General features: G+C 72.3%; 14 protein-coding genes. 8 read left to right on the top strand and 6 right to left on the bottom strand.

What is annotated here, in order from left to right:
* The first annotated feature begins 115 nt into the window (after positions 1-115).
* A complete protein-coding gene (locus tag ACZ4E1_RS28325; RefSeq protein ID WP_467544456.1) occupies positions 116-1,702 on the top strand; it encodes a GMC family oxidoreductase in 1,587 nt (528 codons plus the stop codon).
* A 14-nt stretch (positions 1,703-1,716) separates the two neighbouring features.
* Here ACZ4E1_RS28325 and ACZ4E1_RS28320 read toward each other — a convergent pair whose 3' ends face one another.
* Positions 1,717-2,946 carry a glycoside hydrolase family 64 protein gene (locus ACZ4E1_RS28320; RefSeq protein WP_467544785.1) on the bottom strand — a complete coding sequence of 410 codons (1,230 nt, stop codon included), beginning with the start codon at positions 2,944-2,946 and terminating at the stop codon, positions 1,717-1,719.
* Between the two features lie 247 nt (positions 2,947-3,193).
* Here ACZ4E1_RS28320 and ACZ4E1_RS28315 point away from each other — a divergent pair, with 247 nt between their 5' ends.
* Complete coding sequence (locus ACZ4E1_RS28315) at positions 3,194-3,985, top strand: VOC family protein (protein WP_467544454.1); 792 nt, start codon at positions 3,194-3,196, stop codon at positions 3,983-3,985.
* 70 nt (positions 3,986-4,055) lie between these two features.
* Positions 4,056-4,301 carry a WhiB family transcriptional regulator gene (locus tag ACZ4E1_RS28310; RefSeq protein ID WP_188335894.1) on the top strand — a complete coding sequence of 82 codons (246 nt, stop codon included), beginning with the start codon at positions 4,056-4,058 and terminating at the stop codon, positions 4,299-4,301.
* Positions 4,302-4,329: 28 nt separating this feature from the next.
* On the opposite strand, the gene ACZ4E1_RS28305 is transcribed toward ACZ4E1_RS28310, so the two are convergent.
* From ACZ4E1_RS28305 to ssgD, 3 genes are all read right to left on the bottom strand, one after another.
* Complete coding sequence (locus tag ACZ4E1_RS28305; RefSeq protein ID WP_467544451.1) at positions 4,330-5,307, bottom strand: acyl-ACP desaturase; 978 nt, start codon at positions 5,305-5,307, stop codon at positions 4,330-4,332.
* A gap of 172 nt (positions 5,308-5,479) precedes the next feature.
* Positions 5,480-7,123, bottom strand: a complete 1,644-nt coding sequence (locus ACZ4E1_RS28300; RefSeq protein ID WP_467544449.1) for an ABC-F family ATP-binding cassette domain-containing protein — start codon at positions 7,121-7,123, stop codon at positions 5,480-5,482.
* Between the two features lie 344 nt (positions 7,124-7,467).
* Positions 7,468-7,881, bottom strand: a complete 414-nt coding sequence (gene ssgD / locus ACZ4E1_RS28295; RefSeq protein ID WP_467544446.1) for a spore wall synthesis regulator SsgD — start codon at positions 7,879-7,881, stop codon at positions 7,468-7,470.
* A 314-nt stretch (positions 7,882-8,195) separates the two neighbouring features.
* On the opposite strand from ssgD, the gene ACZ4E1_RS28290 reads away from it, so the two are divergent.
* Complete coding sequence (locus ACZ4E1_RS28290; RefSeq protein WP_467544443.1) at positions 8,196-9,245, top strand: WD40/YVTN/BNR-like repeat-containing protein; 1,050 nt, start codon at positions 8,196-8,198, stop codon at positions 9,243-9,245.
* Between the two features lie 28 nt (positions 9,246-9,273).
* Here ACZ4E1_RS28290 and ACZ4E1_RS28285 read toward each other — a convergent pair whose 3' ends face one another.
* The gene (locus ACZ4E1_RS28285; protein ID WP_467544439.1) at positions 9,274-9,579 is read right to left on the bottom strand and encodes a YciI family protein; all 306 of its coding nucleotides are present in this window, start codon (positions 9,577-9,579) and stop codon (positions 9,274-9,276) included.
* 59 nt (positions 9,580-9,638) lie between these two features.
* Between ACZ4E1_RS28285 and ACZ4E1_RS28280 the strand changes: the two genes are divergently transcribed.
* The gene (locus tag ACZ4E1_RS28280) at positions 9,639-10,349 is read left to right on the top strand and encodes an endonuclease V (protein ID WP_467544435.1); all 711 of its coding nucleotides are present in this window, start codon (positions 9,639-9,641) and stop codon (positions 10,347-10,349) included.
* Here the strand turns inward: ACZ4E1_RS28280 and ACZ4E1_RS28275 are convergent.
* Positions 10,321-11,511, bottom strand: a complete 1,191-nt coding sequence (locus ACZ4E1_RS28275; protein WP_467544431.1) for a saccharopine dehydrogenase family protein — start codon at positions 11,509-11,511, stop codon at positions 10,321-10,323. The two genes, ACZ4E1_RS28280 and ACZ4E1_RS28275, sit on opposite strands and share 29 nt — an antisense overlap.
* A gap of 192 nt (positions 11,512-11,703) precedes the next feature.
* On the opposite strand from ACZ4E1_RS28275, the gene ACZ4E1_RS28270 reads away from it, so the two are divergent.
* The 3 genes from ACZ4E1_RS28270 to ACZ4E1_RS28260 all read left to right on the top strand — a co-directional run bounded on the left by ACZ4E1_RS28270 (position 11,704) and on the right by ACZ4E1_RS28260 (position 15,291).
* Entirely contained in the window at positions 11,704-12,861 is a 1,158-nt protein-coding gene (locus ACZ4E1_RS28270; RefSeq protein WP_467544428.1) for a CaiB/BaiF CoA transferase family protein, read from the top strand.
* A gap of 8 nt (positions 12,862-12,869) precedes the next feature.
* Positions 12,870-14,012, top strand: a complete 1,143-nt coding sequence (locus tag ACZ4E1_RS28265) for an acyl-CoA dehydrogenase family protein (RefSeq protein ID WP_467544425.1) — start codon at positions 12,870-12,872, stop codon at positions 14,010-14,012.
* A 64-nt stretch (positions 14,013-14,076) separates the two neighbouring features.
* Positions 14,077-15,291, top strand: a complete 1,215-nt coding sequence (locus tag ACZ4E1_RS28260; RefSeq protein WP_467544422.1) for an acetyl-CoA C-acetyltransferase — start codon at positions 14,077-14,079, stop codon at positions 15,289-15,291.
* Positions 15,292-15,533: the final 242 nt, after the last annotated feature.

Here is a 15,533-nt window from a genome sequence, read left to right as displayed (position 1 = left end):
CGCGATCATGCGGTCCGGCCCGGCGCCGGGACAACCGCTTATGTACGCCCGCCCCCGCCCGGGTGTAGACCAGCGGTGAACCTGAACGCGCCGATCAGCCGTCGAGGGAGCCGAGTTGAGCAAGGACCGTACGTACGACTACGTCATCGTCGGGGCCGGGTCGGCGGGCTGTGTGCTCGCCGGGCGGCTCTCGGAGGACCCGGGCGTCCGCGTGGCCCTCGTCGAGTCCGGGCCGCGCGACCGCAAGAGCGAGATCCGGATCCCGGCCGCGTTCCCGAAGCTCTTCAAGACGGCGTACGACTGGGACTACGCGACCTGCGAACAGCCCGGACTGGACCGGCGGGAGCTGTACTGGCCGCGCGGGCACACCCTCGGCGGCTCGTCGTCGATCAACGCCATGATGTGGGTGCGCGGCCACCGCGACGACTACGACGCCTGGGGCGAGGCCGCCGGGGAGGAGTGGGGGCACGACCGGCTCGTCCCCTACTTCCGGCGCGCCGAACGCTGGCACGGCGCCCCGGGCGAGGACTCCGCGCACGGACGGCTCGGACCGCTGCACATCTCCCCGCCGCGCGACCCGAACCCCACCACCGCCGCCTTCCTCGACGCCTGCCGGGCCCAAGGACTCAAGGAACTGGGGGAGTTGAACGAGCCCGACCACTCCGGGTTCGCGCTCACCCCGCTCAACCAGTACAAGGGCCGCCGCTGGAGCGCCGCCGACGGCTACCTGAAGCCCGCCGCGCGCCGCCCCAACCTCGACATCCACACCGACGCCCGCGTCACCCGTATCGACTTCGACGGCACCCGCGCCGCCGGCGTCGTCGCCGAGGGCGTCACGGCCGGTGTTCTGCGCGCCACCCGCGAGGTGATCCTCGCGGCCGGCGCCATCGGCTCCCCGCACCTGCTCCAGCAGGCGGGCATCGGCGACCCCGACGACCTCGCCGCCGCGGGCATCGAGACCCGGGTCGTGTCCCCGGGCGTCGGCCGACGGCTCCAGGACCACCTCTCGTACGCGGTGACCGTCCGCACCCCGCACCCCGTCTCGCTGACCGGCGCCGACACCCCCGCGAACATCGCCCGCTTTCTGCTGCGCGGCCGTGGCCCGCTCACCTCGAACGTCGGCGAGGCCGTCGCCTTCGTCGCGACCCGGCCCGAACTCTCCGCCCCCGACATCGAGTTGATCTACGCCCCGGTGCCGTTCATCGGGCACGGGCTCACCCCGCCCACCGAGCACGGCCTCACCGTAGGCGTCGTCCTGCTCCAGCCGCGCAGCGTCGGCCGCATCACCCCGACCGGTGCCGGAGCCGCACCCCGCATCGACCCCGGCTACCTCACCGACGAGGAGGACCTGCGCACCCTGATCGCCGGGGTCCGGCGCGCCGAGGAACTGTTCGACGACCCGGCCCTGCGCCCGCTGCGCTCGGCCCCGATGGGCGGCTACCCGGGTGTCGTCGACGACGAGGCGCTGGCCGGCGCGATCCGGGCGGGCGCCGAGACGCTCTACCACCCGGTCGGCACCTGCCGGATGGGCGCCGACCCGGACGCGGTGACCGACCCGCGGCTGCGGGTGCGCGGGGTGGAGGCGCTGCGGGTCGTCGACGCCTCGGTCATGCCGCGCATCACGCGCGGCCACACGCACGCCCCGACGGTCGCCCTCGCGGAGCGCGCGGTGGAACTGATCCGCGAGGACGCCCGTGCCTGACCTTGCGCGAGACGCTACGCGCCGACGCTCACCGTGAACCGGCGCGGATTGCCGTCGTGGGCCGCGCCGGACACGTCCGGCTGCCCGTCGGGCCGTACGTCGTCGTAGGGGAAGGCGTACCCGATGGGCGAGTTGGCGTGCACGACCCGCGCCCAGTGGTTCGTGGTCGCGTCCTGGTAGTAGTCGCCGGACGTCGTGCCGTTCGGCTGCTCGGGGTGGGTGAGCATGATGCTGCGGTTGAATCCGGCGGCGAGCCGGGCCAGCAGGCCCTTCTTGTCGTCGGGGTCGGCCGGGTTGTTGGCGAACGGCCCGTGGTTGCAGGTGAAGACGTCCTTCGACGTGGGCTTGGCGAAGGTGTGCCCGCCGTCGAAGGTGAGCGTGTCGCCGCTGACCCGGCCGGTGAACACGCCCCGCCCGCCCTGGAGATCGATCCTCAGGTCCGTGCCGCGGTACTTCTCCCAGACCCGGTCGATGTACCCGTTCCACACATCGCGGAAGGGCATCTCGTCGGGCCGGTCGAAGTAGGGCGCCATCAGGTTCTGCGGGGAGATCACGCGCAGCACCTTTCCGTCGCCGCCCCGGATGACGAGCCGGTCCCAGGGCTGTCCGTCCGCGCCGGCCTGCGCGGTGAGGTCGGCCGCGATCTTCTCGACGGCTCCGTCCGGCAGCGGGGCCACCGTGTGCGTGGCGTCGCCCTCCAACGTGAGCCCGATGGGCAGGGCGGTGACCAGGTCGACGTAGCTGATGTTGGCGTACAGCTGGTCGGAGTTGAAGGTGAACTCGCAGAACGACCAGGTCTTGCCGTAGTTGGCGTCCGTGGGCGTCGCGAACGCCGGCTCGACGAGTCCGGGGCCCGGGTTGAGGAAGAAGTCGAGGGTGTCGTCGCGGACGAAGTAGACGCGGGCGCCGTACATCTGAGGCAACGTCACCACCTTCGGCGCCGAACCTGCCGCGCCCAGCGGGATCCCGCAGTCCACGGGCAGCGGGGTCTGCGGGGCGCTCGGCGACTCGGGCCGGTAGACGCCGCCGTCGGCACGCAGCAGCACCCAGTTGCCGGTGGACTGCTCGTGGCCGGTGACGTACGCGCGCACCGTGCCGCTCAACGACTTGTTCTCCAGGGCCAGTTCACAGGTGGTGGGGGCGGCGGCGCCCGCCGTCCACGACGGGACGGTGAGCGAGACGGCGGCCGTCGCGGCGGTCGCACCGGCACCGGCGAGAAACGTCCTGCGGGAGATCCGGGGTATCACGGTCGGCACTCCTGACACGTGGGGGTGTGGGGGAGCCCCACTGTGGCGAGCGGGATCGAGGCCGTCAAGACTTGCGGCAGGGAGCGCTCCCATCTTTTGTTTCTGTTCAGAAGGTGAATGAAGAGGCCAAGATTTCCTTTGGTCCGTACCTGTGCTGGTCAGCGTGGTGCGACGGCGCTGCGGGGCGGTCGGTGGAAGACTCGGTCGTACATCCCGCGCATCCCTCGACGAGGAGGGCTCGACCATGATCACGACCGACTACGCGGACGGCGCGCCGAACTGGATGGACCTCGGCACCCCGGACCTGGACGGTGCCGTCTCCTTCTACACGGGCCTGTTCGGCTGGTCCTTCCGGCCGGGCCCGCCCGAGACCGGCGGATACGGCCTCTTCCAGCTCGGCGGACGCACGACGGCCGGCGCGATGACCGTCACCCCGGAGCAGGGGCAGCCCGCCTGGAGCGTCTACTTCCAGAGCGCGGACGCCGACGCCACCGCCGCGGCGGCCGAGAAGGCGGGCGGCGCGGTGCTGTTCCAGCCGATGGACGTCATGGATCTGGGCCGCATGGCGATCCTCGCCGACCCGGCCGGCGCCTCCTTCGGCATCTGGCAGCCCGGGACGAACAAGGGCCTGGAGCACGTCACCGAGGACGGCGGTCTGAACTGGGTGGAGCTCTACACCCCCGACGTGGCCGCGGCGAAGGCCTTCTACGGGGCGGTCCTCGGCTGGGGCGCCTACGACGTGGAGTTCCCCGGCGGCACGTACACGACGGTCAACCCGGCGGGCACCGACGAGAACGGCATGTTCGGCGGGATGGTGCCCCTGAAGGCGGACCCCGTGGAGGCGCCCGACGGGGCGCACTGGACGCCGTACGTCCATGTGCCGGACGTCGACGCGGTCGCCGACCGGACGCAGGAGCTGGGCGGTACGGTACGCCTGGCGCCCGTCAGCCTGCCCGGCGTGGGCCGCATCGCCAAGCTCGCCGACCCCTACGGCGCGGGCTTCGCGGTCATCAAGGGCGACCCGAACCAGCAGTGACGGGTGCGCGGCGCGGGGCGTTGATCCATCGTTGATCGAACGTTTCGCGCCGCGCGGCAGCATGATCGTCATGCACGCGAACACGACCCTCACGCCTGCCGGCCCCACCTGGCGGGACCAGGCCCTGTGCGCCCAGACCGGCGGGGACTTCTTCTTTCCCGAACCCGGAAGCTCGGTCCGCGAGGCCAAGATGATCTGCCGGATGTGCGAGATCCGGCCGGCCTGCCTCGAGTACGCCCTGAAGCACGACGAACGCTTCGGCGTCTGGGGCGGACTGTCCGAGAAGGAGCGCCACGAGATCAGGCGCTCCTCCTAGGACTCCTCGGAGCGGTGCTTCCGCCAGGTCACTTGGCGGCGGCGCGCGCCGCCATCCGGGCCTTGCGGGCGGCCAGCTTCTCGTCGAACTTGGCGGCCTCGGAGTCCAGGCCGTTCATGAACAGGCCCAGCTCCTCCTGCGCCTTGAGACCCTCCGGGCCCAGGCCGTCGATCTCCATGATCTTCAGGAAGCGGAGCACGGGCTGCAGCACGTCGTCGTGGTGGATGCGCAGGTTGTAGACCTCGCCGATGGCCATCTGCGCGGCGGCGCGCTCGAAGCCGGGGATGCCGTGGCCGGGCATGCGGAAGTCGACGACCACGTCGCGCACGGCCTGCATGGTCAGGTCGGGGGCGAGCTCGAAGGCGGCCTTCAGCAGGTTCCGGTAGAAGACCATGTGCAGGTTCTCGTCCGTGGCGATCCGGGTCAGCATCCGGTCGCAGACCGGGTCGCCGGACTGGTGGCCCGTGTTGCGGTGCGAGATGCGGGTGGCCAGCTCCTGGAAGGCCACGTAGGCGACCGAGTGCAGCATCGAGTGCCGGTTGTCCGACTCGAAGCCCTCGCTCATGTGCGACATGCGGAACGCTTCGAGCTGGTCCGGGTCGACGGCGCGGGAGGCGAGCAGGTAGTCGCGCATCACGATGCCGTGCCGGCCCTCCTCCGCGGTCCAGCGGTGCACCCAGGTGCCCCAGGCGCCGTCACGGCCGAAGAGCGACGCGATCTCGTGGTGGTAGCTGGGCAGGTTGTCCTCGGTGAGGAGGTTCACCACGAGGGCCGTGCGGCCGATCTCGGTGACCTTGGACTGCTCCTTGCCCCACGCCTCGCCGTCCTCGAACAGGCCCGGGAAGTTTCGCGCGTCCGACCACGGCACGTACTCGTGCGGCATCCAGTCCTTGGCGACCTTCAGGTGCCGGTTGAGCTCCTTCTCGACCACTTCCTCCAGGGCGTGCAGCAGCCGGGCGTCGGTCCAGCTGGTCGACGAACCGAGTCGGGGGGAGATGACAGTCACGAAGGGCTCCTGGGGACGGAGATACAGCGGGCGGAACGAGCGGATCTACTTACGGTGTCGTAGGTTACGTTCCCGTAGGTTAAGCGCTCGGTAAAGAGCCGTCCCCGCCCCAGGGGCCCCAGCGGCCGGACTGAGAGGCAAGTCACACCTCCCCTCCCGGCCGCGCTTCATCTCAGGCGGCGCGCACCTCGTCCCGTGTCGTGTCCTTCAGGCAGCCGTCGAGCAGCAGCCAGCGCGTGATGCCGATCGACTCCAGGAACGGCAGATCGTGCCCCGCCACGATCAGGCTCCCCTCGTACGACTCCAGGGCCGAGGTCAGCTGTCGGACGCTGGCCATGTCGAGGTTGTTCGTCGGCTCGTCCAGCAGCAGGAGCTGCGGCGCCGGCTCGGCGAGCATGAGCGCGGCCAGCGTCGCCCGGAAGCGCTCGCCGCCCGACAGGGTGCCCGCGAGCTGGTCCGCCTTCGCCCCCTTGAACAGGAAGCGGGCGAGCCGCGCCCGGATCCGGTTGACCGTGGCGTCCGGCGCGAACCGGGCCACGTTCTCCGCGACGCTCGCCTCCTCGTCGAGCACGTCGAGGCGCTGGGGCAGGAAACGCAGCGGCACGTGCGCCGTCGCCTCTCCCTCGACCGGCGCCAGCTCCCCGGCGATCGTGCGCAGGAGCGTCGTCTTGCCCGCTCCGTTGCGCCCGACCAGCGCGATCCGCTCGGGGCCGCGCAGCTCGAACTCGCCGTCCACACGCGCCCCGTACGCGAGCTTCAGCTCACGCAGCGTGAGCACCTGCCGGCCCGGCGGCACCGCCGTGAACGGCAGATCGACGCGGATCTCGTCGTCGTCGCGGATCGCTTCGACGGCTTCGTCGAGACGATCCTTGGCCTCGGCGAGCTTCTCCTCGTGCAGGATGCGGTGCTTGCCGGCCGCGACCTGGGCCTGCCGTTTGCGTTCGCCCATGACGACCTTGGGTTCGCGCTTGGTGTCCCACATCTTCTGGCCGTACCGCTTGCGGCGGGCCAGCTTCACATGGGCGTCGGCCAGTTCGCGCTTCTGCTTCTTCAGATCGGACTCGGCGACGCGCACCATGCGCTCGGCTGCCTCCTGCTCCGCGGCGAGGGCCTCCTCGTAGGCGGAGAAGTTGCCTCCGTACCAGGTGACCTCGCCGTCGCGCAGATCGGCGATCTGGTCGACGCGCTCCAGGAGTTCACGGTCGTGACTGACCACGACGAGGACGCCGGACCAGCCGTCGACGGCGGCGTAGAGCCGCCGGCGCGCGTGCAGGTCCAGGTTGTTCGTCGGTTCGTCGAGCAGCAGGACGTCGGGGCGGCGCAGGAGCAGGGCGGCGAGCCGCAGCAGCACCGACTCGCCGCCGGACACCTCGCCGACGGTGCGGTCCAGGTCGATGCGGCCGAGGCCGAGCTGGGAGAGGGTCGCCGCCGCGCGCTCCTCGACGTCCCAGTCGTCGCCGACCGCCGTGAAGTGCTCCTCGCTCGGGTCGCCGCCCTCGATCGCGTGCAGCGCGGCGCGGGCGGCGGCGATGCCGAGCACCTCGTCGACGCGCCGCCCGGTGTCGAGCGTGACGTTCTGCGGCAGGTAGCCGACCTCGCCGGCGACCCGCACGGTGCCCTCCGAGGGCCTGAGCTCGCCGGCGATCAGCTTCAACAGGGTTGATTTCCCCGACCCGTTGACGCCGATCAGGCCCGTGCGGCCAGGGCCGACGGCGACCTGGAGCCCGTCCAGGACGGGGGTGCCGTCCGGCCAGGCGTAGGACAGGGCGGTGCAGGCGATCGACGCGGGGGCGGAGCCGTGGGAATGGGGGGACATTGACATACGGGCCTCGCGGGTGCTCGGAACGAACGGTGGACATGCGAAGCGTTCGAGACACCGCGGGCGACGGGCCCACAAAAAAGGGCCTGTTGCGGTGGAGCGGACGGACGGCTCGGACGGCCGAGGTCGCACACGACGACATGCCCGCAAGGCAGCCGTACACCCGGATGTGCCGGGGTACGCGTGCACTGCGTGACATGCGCGGTGTCTCAGGACCTCAGACGAGCAACGTCCTTCTCCGATCGACGGCAACAGAACCGTTGTACACCGTAGGGCGGGCCATGGGGCCCGTCAACGGATTTACGCGGGGGCGGGCTCCGGCCCGCGGGGGAGTCGTCGGATCAGGCGTCGCGCAGCAGCTCCGCCAGGTCCCCGTCCACGTCCACGAACGCCGACTCCTCGCCCACGGGCACCAGCGCCTCCGTGTCCGCCAGGAAGCGCCGCAGCTCACCGGTGCGGATGTGGACGATCGCCGTGCCCTCCACCGCGTGGAACTCCAGCTCCGTGCGGTCGTAGCCGTACGGGCGCACCCGCACGTCACCGGCGCCCACCGTGTCCACCACTCCCGCCGCGAGCAGCTCCCGCGAGAACGTCCAGCAGACCTCGACACCCTCCAGCGTCGCCGGTGCGGGGAACGACATGCGCACGGCGAACGGGTCGTGGAGGTCGTAGCGCAGGGTCGCGGGGATGCTCGCCATGCGCGGCGCGGCGGCGACGAGACGGGCCTCAACGGCTTGCTCGATGACGAAGGACAACGCCTGCTCCCTTGTGAAGGCTGGACGGAGGCCGGCGACGCTCGGACGGCCTCACTGGAATAGACGGCGGAACGGACCGATCCGTGCACAGGAACTCGGACGAAAAACGAGTGACCTCGGTCACCGGTTTCCGGTCGCCCGCGCCCCGCCTGTTTCTCCTGAGGCCCTGGAGGCCCTCTGGACGCCACCGAGGTGCTGCACTAGCTTCGCGCGCCATGGGGAGATCGAGGGCAACGAGAGTACTGAGGTTCCTGCGCACCGGGGAGAGGGCGCGCACACGGAGCGGGGGAACGACGGGAACGAAGGGGGCCGCGGTGCTCGCGGCGGCCGTCCTCGGCGCCGTCGCGCTCGGCGCGGCCCCCGCCCCCGCGTCGAGCGGCACAACCGGCACGCCCGGCGCCTGGCGGCTCACGGACACGGGCACCGACGCCCGCTTCCGCGGCCTCGCCGCCGTGAGCCGGTCCACCGCCTGGGTCGCCGGCTCGCGCGGCACCGTGCTGCGCACCACCGACGGCGGAACCCATTGGGAGAACGTGTCGCCGCCCGGCGCGAGCGGCCTCGAACTGCGCGACATCGAGGCCTTCGACGCGCGCCGCGCCGTGGCCCTGGCCATCGGGGAGGGCGAGGACTCCCGGATCTTCCGCACCGACGACGGCGGCGCGACCTGGACGGAGTCCTTCCGCAACCCGGACCCGAAGGCCTTCTACGACTGCGTCACCTTCTTCGACCACCGCAACGGGCTTGCCATGAGCGACCCCGTCGACGGCAAGTACCGCATCCTGTCCACCGGGGACGGCGGCCGCTCCTGGAAGGTGCTGCCCAGCGCCGGCATGCCGGCCGCGCAGCCGGGGGAGGCGGGCTTCGCCGCGTCCGGGCAGTGCCTCGTCTCGGCCGGCCGCTCCGACGTGTGGCTCGCGACCGGCGGCGGCGCGACCGCCCGCGTCCTGCACTCCGGCGACCGCGGCCTGACCTGGACCGCCCACGAGACGCCGGTCCCGGCGGGCGACCCGGCCCGCGGCGTCTTCGGGCTCGCCTTCCGCGACCGCGCGCACGGCATCGCCGTCGGCGGCGACTACCGCGCCGACCAGGCGTCCCCGCGGGCCGCCACGGTCACCGGCGACGCGGGCCGCTCCTGGACCCCGTCGGACCAGCCGCCGCCCGCCTACCGCTCCGGAGTGGCCTGGCTCCCGCACAGCCGCGCCGCGGCCCTGGCGGTCGGCCCGACCGGCACCGACCTCACGACCGACGGCGGCCACACCTGGCGCACCGTCGACACCGGTTCGTTCGACACGGTCGACTGCACCCGCGACGGCGCGTGCTGGGCGGCGGGCGAGAAGGGCCGGGTGGCGCGCTCGGGCCGGTAGCCGCGTGTGAGCGCGGTACCGGGTGCGGCTACGCGTCGGCGGGCAACTCGTCGCGGTGGTCCGCCAGTTCGGGGGACGTCTTCGTGGCGTAGAACTCCGTCACCCGGTACGCGCACACGCCGCCGGTCACGAACGGGTCGGTCAGGGTGAGGGCCTCGATCGCCTCGCGGTCCGATCCGGTGGCCAGGATGACGCCGCCGTCGCGCGGGTTCTTGCGGCCCGAGGCGAGGAAGGTGCCGGCCGCGTACTGCGCGTCCAGCCACGCGACGTGGGCGGGCAGCAACGCGTCGACGCGGTCGGCGGGTTCGGTGTACGTCAATTCGAGAACGAACATGATCGCCACCCTACTGCCGCCCGCGCGGGGCCCGTTGTCCGACTGTCTAAGGTGAGGGCATGCGGACGATCACGGGGATCCCTGAGGGCTGGCCGGAGGACGAGGCGGCGGCCTTGGCCGTGCAGGACGCGCTGCGCGACCGCGTCGTGCGTGACGAGACCGGGCCCACACCTGGCACCGGCACGGTCACCGGCATCGACGTCGCCTACGACGACGAGCGCGGCGTCGTGGCCGCCGCCGCCGTCGTCCTCGACGCGGCGACCCTCGACGTCGTGGAGGAGGCGACGGCCGTCGGCCGCGTCGCCTTCCCCTACGTGCCGGGCCTGTTGGCCTTCCGCGAGATCCCGGCCGTCCTCGGCGCCCTGGAGGCGCTGGACGCCGACCCCGGCCTCGTGGTGTGCGACGGCTACGGGCTCGCCCACCCGCGCCGCTTCGGCCTCGCCAGCCACCTCGGCGTGCTCACAGGCCTGCCCACGGTGGGCGTCGCCAAGAAGCCGTTCGTGTTCGCGCACGGCGAGGTCGGCCCGGAGCGGGGCGCCGCGGCCCCGCTCCTCGACGGCGCCGACGAGGTCGGCCGCGCCCTGCGCACCCGGGTCGGGGTCAAACCGGTCTACGTGTCCGTCGGGCACCGCGTGACGCTGGACAACGCCTGCGCCCATGTCCTCGCGCTGACCCCGAAGTTCCGGATCCCGGAGACGACCCGCAGGGCGGACCGGCTGTGCCGGGACGCCCTGCTCGACGTCATCGCCGGGCCGCGACCCGGAAGGTGAGTCCGGCTGCCTGGAGTCGCTCCAGGAGGGCGTCACCCATGGCCTGAACAGTCGTCACCTGCCCTGCTGTCGCAGGCAGTTCGTCCAGGGCGAGGCACATCGCCGACTCGGCCAGCATCTTCGCGGTCTCGCCGTAGCCCGGGTCGCCGCCCGACACCTCGGTGAACACGCGCTGCCCGCCGCCCTCGCCGACGAACCGCACCGAGAACCAGCTCTTCGCGCGGCGCGCCTCGCCCGGGCCGTCCCCGGGGCGCAGCCGTCCGCCGAGCCACCGCCGCGCGGGCGGCACCTGGGCCGCCGCGAACACCGCGCTCACCGCGGCGACCCCGCCGACGGCGACCGGCAGCGACTTCACGGCGGCGTAGTGCCGGTAGCGGAAGTCGGGGCCGTAGCGCTCCAAGGCGCGCGCCGAACGCTGCACCACCTGCGGGTCGATCGTCGGCAGCGGCACGGCCCAGGCGCCGACCTCGGGCGCGTACCGCGGGGTGCCCGTCGGCGCGTACGCCGTACGGCCCACCAGGCGGGGCTGGTGCCGGCGCCGGTCCTGGTGCGCGGCCAGCATCTGCCGGGCCCGCCCGAACTGGTTCAGCGCGGAGGCGAACGTGCCGCCCGAGAACTGCGCGTTGGAGCGCACGAACCCGTCGACGCGCAGCGGCACGCCCTCGGGCAGCTGCCGCACCGTGAAGTACGCGCCCAGGTCGTGCGGGACCGAGTCGAAGCCGCAGCTGTGGACCAGGCGGGCGCCCGTCTCGCGCGCGCGGGCGTCGTGCCGCACGTACATGAGGTCGACGAACTCCGGCTCGCCCGTGAGGTCCACGTAGTCGGTGCCCGCCTCGGCGCACGCGGCGACGAGCCCCTCCCCGTACTCCAAGTACGGGCCGACGGTCGACGCCACCACGCGGGCGCGGGAGGCCAGCTCGCGCAGGGACGCCGGGTCGGCGGAGTCCGCGCGCTCCAGCGGCAGCACCGCGCACGCCGGGTCGATCCCCGTGAGGCGCTCGCGCAGGCGTTCCAGCTTCGCGGTGTCGCGGCCGGCGATCGCCCAGCGCAGGCCCTCGGGGGCGTGCGCGGCGAGGTACTCGGCGGTGAGCACCCCGACGAAGCCGGTGGCTCCGAACAGCACCACGTCGTACGTCCTGGCCGGTTCTTCAGGCCTGTTCATGACACCCCTTGTCCCGCGTCCGCGCCGTTGTCGGTGGCCGAGGCTAGCGCGCGGCGCGCACGGGCTCTCCCCGAGGTCCCCGGGAAAATGTCTAAGCGCTTGCTCGTGAGGGCTTGTGCCGGGCCGGGGTCGTTCATAGCATCACTGGTGTTACATCAGTTGTGTCACAAGCGAGCCCAGGGGCGTGGCGGAATGACAGTGACAGGCGGACAGCCCGGAGCAGGCGGGAGCGGACCGCTCGCCGGGGTGCGGGTGGTCGAGCTCGCCGGGATCGGGCCGGGCCCCTTCGCGGCGATGCTCCTCGCCGACCTGGGCGCCGACGTGGTCCGCGTCGACCGTCCCGGCGGCGGAGGCCTCGCGATCGACCCGGCGTTCGACATCACGAACCGCAACAAGCGCTCCGTGATCATCGACCTGAAGGCCCCGGACGGCGCCGACCGCGTCCTGGACCTCGTCGAGCGCGCCGACATCCTGATCGAGGGCTACCGGCCCGGCGTCGCCGAGCGCCTCGGCGTGGGCCCCGACGCCTGCCACGTCCGCAATCCGCGCCTCGTCTACGGCCGCATGACGGGGTGGGGCCAGGAGGGCCCGCTCGCCCAGCGCGCGGGACACGACATCGCGTACATCGCCCTCACCGGCACCCTCGGCATGATCGGCGAGCCCGACCAGGCCCCGACCGTGCCCGCCAACCTCGTCGGCGACTACGCGGGCGGCTCCCTCTACCTGGTCGTCGGCCTCCTCGCCGCGCTGCACCACGCGCGCGCGGGCGGCCCGGGCCAGGTCGTCGACGCCGCCATCGTCGACGGCACGTCCCACCTCTCCTCGATGATCCACGGCATGCTCGCGGCCGGCGGCTGGCAGGACCGCCGGGGCAGCAACCTCCTCGACGGCGGCTGCCCCTTCTACGGCACCTACGAGACCGCCGACGGCCAGTACATGGCGGTCGGCGCCCTGGAGCAGCAGTTCTACGACGAGTTCATCCGGCTCATGGACCTCGAAGAGCCGGCGCCCGCCCGCAAGGACATCGCTCGCTGGGGCGAGCTGCACGACGTGGTCGCCGCGCGCTTCAAGGAACGGACGCGGGAGGAGTGGACCGCCGTCTTCGAGGGCTCCGACGCCTGCGTGGCACCTGTGCTCTCCCTGCGCGAGGCCCCCTCCCACCCGCACCTCGCCGCCCGCGGCACGTTCGTCGAGCACGGCGGCATCACCCAGCCGGCCCCCGCGCCGCGCTTCTCCCGCACCCCCACCGGCATCCGCTCGGGCCCCGCCCGGCCGGGCGCCGGCACCGCCGACGTGGCCCGCGACTGGGGCGTACCGGCACTGGACCAGACGACAACGGAAGGCAGTTGAGCACCGGCATGGAGCGACGCCTGTACAGCGCCGATCACGAGGCGTTCCGCGAGACCGTCCGCACCTTCCTCGCCAAGGAGGTCACCCCGCACTACGAGCAGTGGGAGCAGGACGGCATCGTCTCGCGCGAGGTCTGGCGCGCCGCCGGACGCCAGGGGCTGCTCGGCCTCGCCGTCCCGGAGGAGTACGGAGGAGGCGGGAACGAGGACTTCCGCTACAGCGCCGTCCTCGCCGAGGAGTTCACCCGCGCCGGGGTCCCCGGTCTCGCGGTCGGCCTGCACAACGACATCATCGGCCCGTACCTCACCTCCCTCGCCACCGACGAGCAGAAGCGGCGCTGGCTGCCCGGCTTCTGCGACGGCTCGCTGATCACGGCGATCGCCATGACCGAGCCCGGCGCCGGATCCGACCTCCAGGGCATCCGCACCAGCGCCGAGGACAAGGGCGACCACTGGCTGCTCAACGGCTCCAAGACCTTCATCTCCAACGGGATCCTCGCCGACCTCGTCATCGTCGTCGCCAAGACCACGCAGGAAGGCGGCGCCCACGGCCTGTCCCTGCTCGTCGTCGAGCGTGGCATGGAGGGCTTCGAGCGAGGCCGCAACCTCGACAAGATCGGCCAGAAGTCCCAGGACACGGCCGAGCTCTTCTTCGACGACGTCCGCGTCCCGAAGGAGAATCTGCTCGGCGAGCTCGACGGCGCGTTCATCCACCTGATGACGAACCTCGCGCAGGAGCGCATGGGCATCGCCGTCGCCGCGATCGCCGCCGCCGAGCACCTCCTGGAGATCACCACGACGTACGTGAAGGAGCGCGAGGCCTTCGGCCGGCCGCTCGCCACCAAGCAGCACATCCGGTTCGAGATCGCCGAGATGGCCACCGAGTGCGCCGTCACCCGCGCCTTCCTCGACCGCTGCATCGAGGACCACGACGCCGGCACGCTCGACGCCGTGCACGCCTCCATGGCGAAGTGGTGGGCCACCGAACTGCAGAAGCGCGTCGCCGACCGCTGCCTCCAACTGCACGGCGGATACGGCTACATGACCGAGTACCGCGTCGCGAAGGCTTTCACCGACGGACGCATCCAGACCATCTACGGCGGCACCACCGAGATCATGAAGGAGATCATCGGCCGCTCCCTGCTCGCCTGACCTCCCGCACGCCCGCGAAGCCTCCGAAGTCCTGAACAGCTCCACAGCCCCGAAAGGCACCTCCGTGACCACAGACGCGTACGTCTACGACGCGATCCGCACCCCGCGCGGCAAGGGCAAGCCCAACGGCTCGCTGCACGGCACCAAGCCGATCGACCTGGTCGTCGGGCTCATCCACGAGATCCGCGCCCGCTTCCCCGACCTCGACCCCGCCGCGATCGACGACATCGTCCTCGGCGTCGTCGGCCCGGTCGGCGACCAGGGCTCCGACATCGCCCGCATCGCCGCCATCGCGGCCGGCCTGCCCGACACCGTCGCCGGTGTCCAGGAGAACCGCTTCTGTGCCTCGGGCCTGGAAGCCGTGAACCTGGCCGCCATGAAGGTCCGCTCCGGCTGGGAGGACCTCGTCCTCGCCGGTGGTGTCGAGTCCATGTCGCGCGTGCCGATGGCCTCCGACGGCGGCGCCTGGTTCGCCGACCCGATGACCAACTTCGACACCGGCTTCGTGCCGCAGGGCATCGGCGCCGACCTCATCGCCACCATCGAGGGCTTCTCGCGGCGCGACGTCGACGAGTACGCGGCGCTCTCCCAGGAGCGGGCCGCCGCCGCCGTGAAGGACGGCCGCTTCGAGCGGTCCGTCGTCCCGGTCAAGGACCGCAGCGGGCTCACCGTCCTCGACCACGACGAGTTCCTGCGCCCCGGCACGACCGCGGACTCGCTGGCCCGGCTGAAGCCGTCGTTCAAGGACATCGGCGACCTCGGCGGTTTCGACGCGGTGGCGCTGCAGAAGTACCACTGGGTCGAGAAGATCGACCACGTCCACCACGCGGGCAACTCCTCGGGCATCGTCGACGGCGCCTCCCTCGTCGCCGTCGGCTCGCGCGAGGTGGGGGAGCGGTACGGGCTCACGCCCCGCGCCCGGATCGTCTCCGCGGCCGTGTCCGGCTCCGAGCCGACCATCATGCTCACCGGGCCCGCGCCGGCCACCCGCAAGGCGCTCGCCAAGGCCGGGCTGACCATCGACGACATCGACCTCGTCGAGATCAACGAGGCGTTCGCGGCGGTGGTGCTCCGCTTCGTGAAGGACATGGGGCTGAGCCTCGACAAGGTGAACGTCAACGGGGGTGCGATCGCTCTGGGCCACCCGCTGGGGGCCACCGGCGCGATGATCCTGGGCACCCTTGTCGACGAGCTGGAGCGGCGTGACCTCCGGTACGGGCTGGCCACGTTGTGCGTCGGCGGGGGGATGGGCATCGCCACGATCGTGGAGCGGATCTAGCGCCGTAGCTCCGCCGGTCTCGTAGCCGGGTGCGGCTGGGTGGCGGCTGGTCGCGCAGTTCCCCGCGCCCCCGAGATGCGCACTTCGTGCGGCATCTCATCGGGGAAATGCGACCCGAAGGGTCTGCATTTCAGGGGCGCGGGGAACTGCGCGAGAAGCCCCCCCCCCCCCCCCCCCCCGCCCCGACCCCGCCCCCCCCCCCCCCGCCCCCCCCCCACCCCCCCCCCCCCCCGCAACCCCCG

It is taken from the genome of Streptomyces sp. NPDC025806 (genome assembly GCF_055558275.1).
The sequence above is the reverse complement of the archived record's forward strand: the minus strand, read 5'-3'. Positions and strand labels throughout refer to the sequence as shown.

Coding starts and splice junctions, on each gene's coding strand:
- ACZ4E1_RS28315 (WP_467544454.1), top strand. CDS start 3,194: ATGATCACGACCGACTACGCGGACGGCGCGCCGAACTGGATGGACCTC.
- ACZ4E1_RS28310 (WP_188335894.1), top strand. CDS start 4,056: ATGCACGCGAACACGACCCTCACGCCTGCCGGCCCCACCTGGCGGGAC.
- ACZ4E1_RS28300 (WP_467544449.1), bottom strand. CDS start 7,123: ATGTCCCCCCATTCCCACGGCTCCGCCCCCGCGTCGATCGCCTGCACC.
- ACZ4E1_RS28285 (WP_467544439.1), bottom strand. CDS start 9,579: ATGTTCGTTCTCGAATTGACGTACACCGAACCCGCCGACCGCGTCGAC.
- ACZ4E1_RS28280 (WP_467544435.1), top strand. CDS start 9,639: ATGCGGACGATCACGGGGATCCCTGAGGGCTGGCCGGAGGACGAGGCG.
- ACZ4E1_RS28275 (WP_467544431.1), bottom strand. CDS start 11,511: ATGAACAGGCCTGAAGAACCGGCCAGGACGTACGACGTGGTGCTGTTC.
- ACZ4E1_RS28270 (WP_467544428.1), top strand. CDS start 11,704: ATGACAGTGACAGGCGGACAGCCCGGAGCAGGCGGGAGCGGACCGCTC.
- ACZ4E1_RS28265 (WP_467544425.1), top strand. CDS start 12,870: ATGGAGCGACGCCTGTACAGCGCCGATCACGAGGCGTTCCGCGAGACC.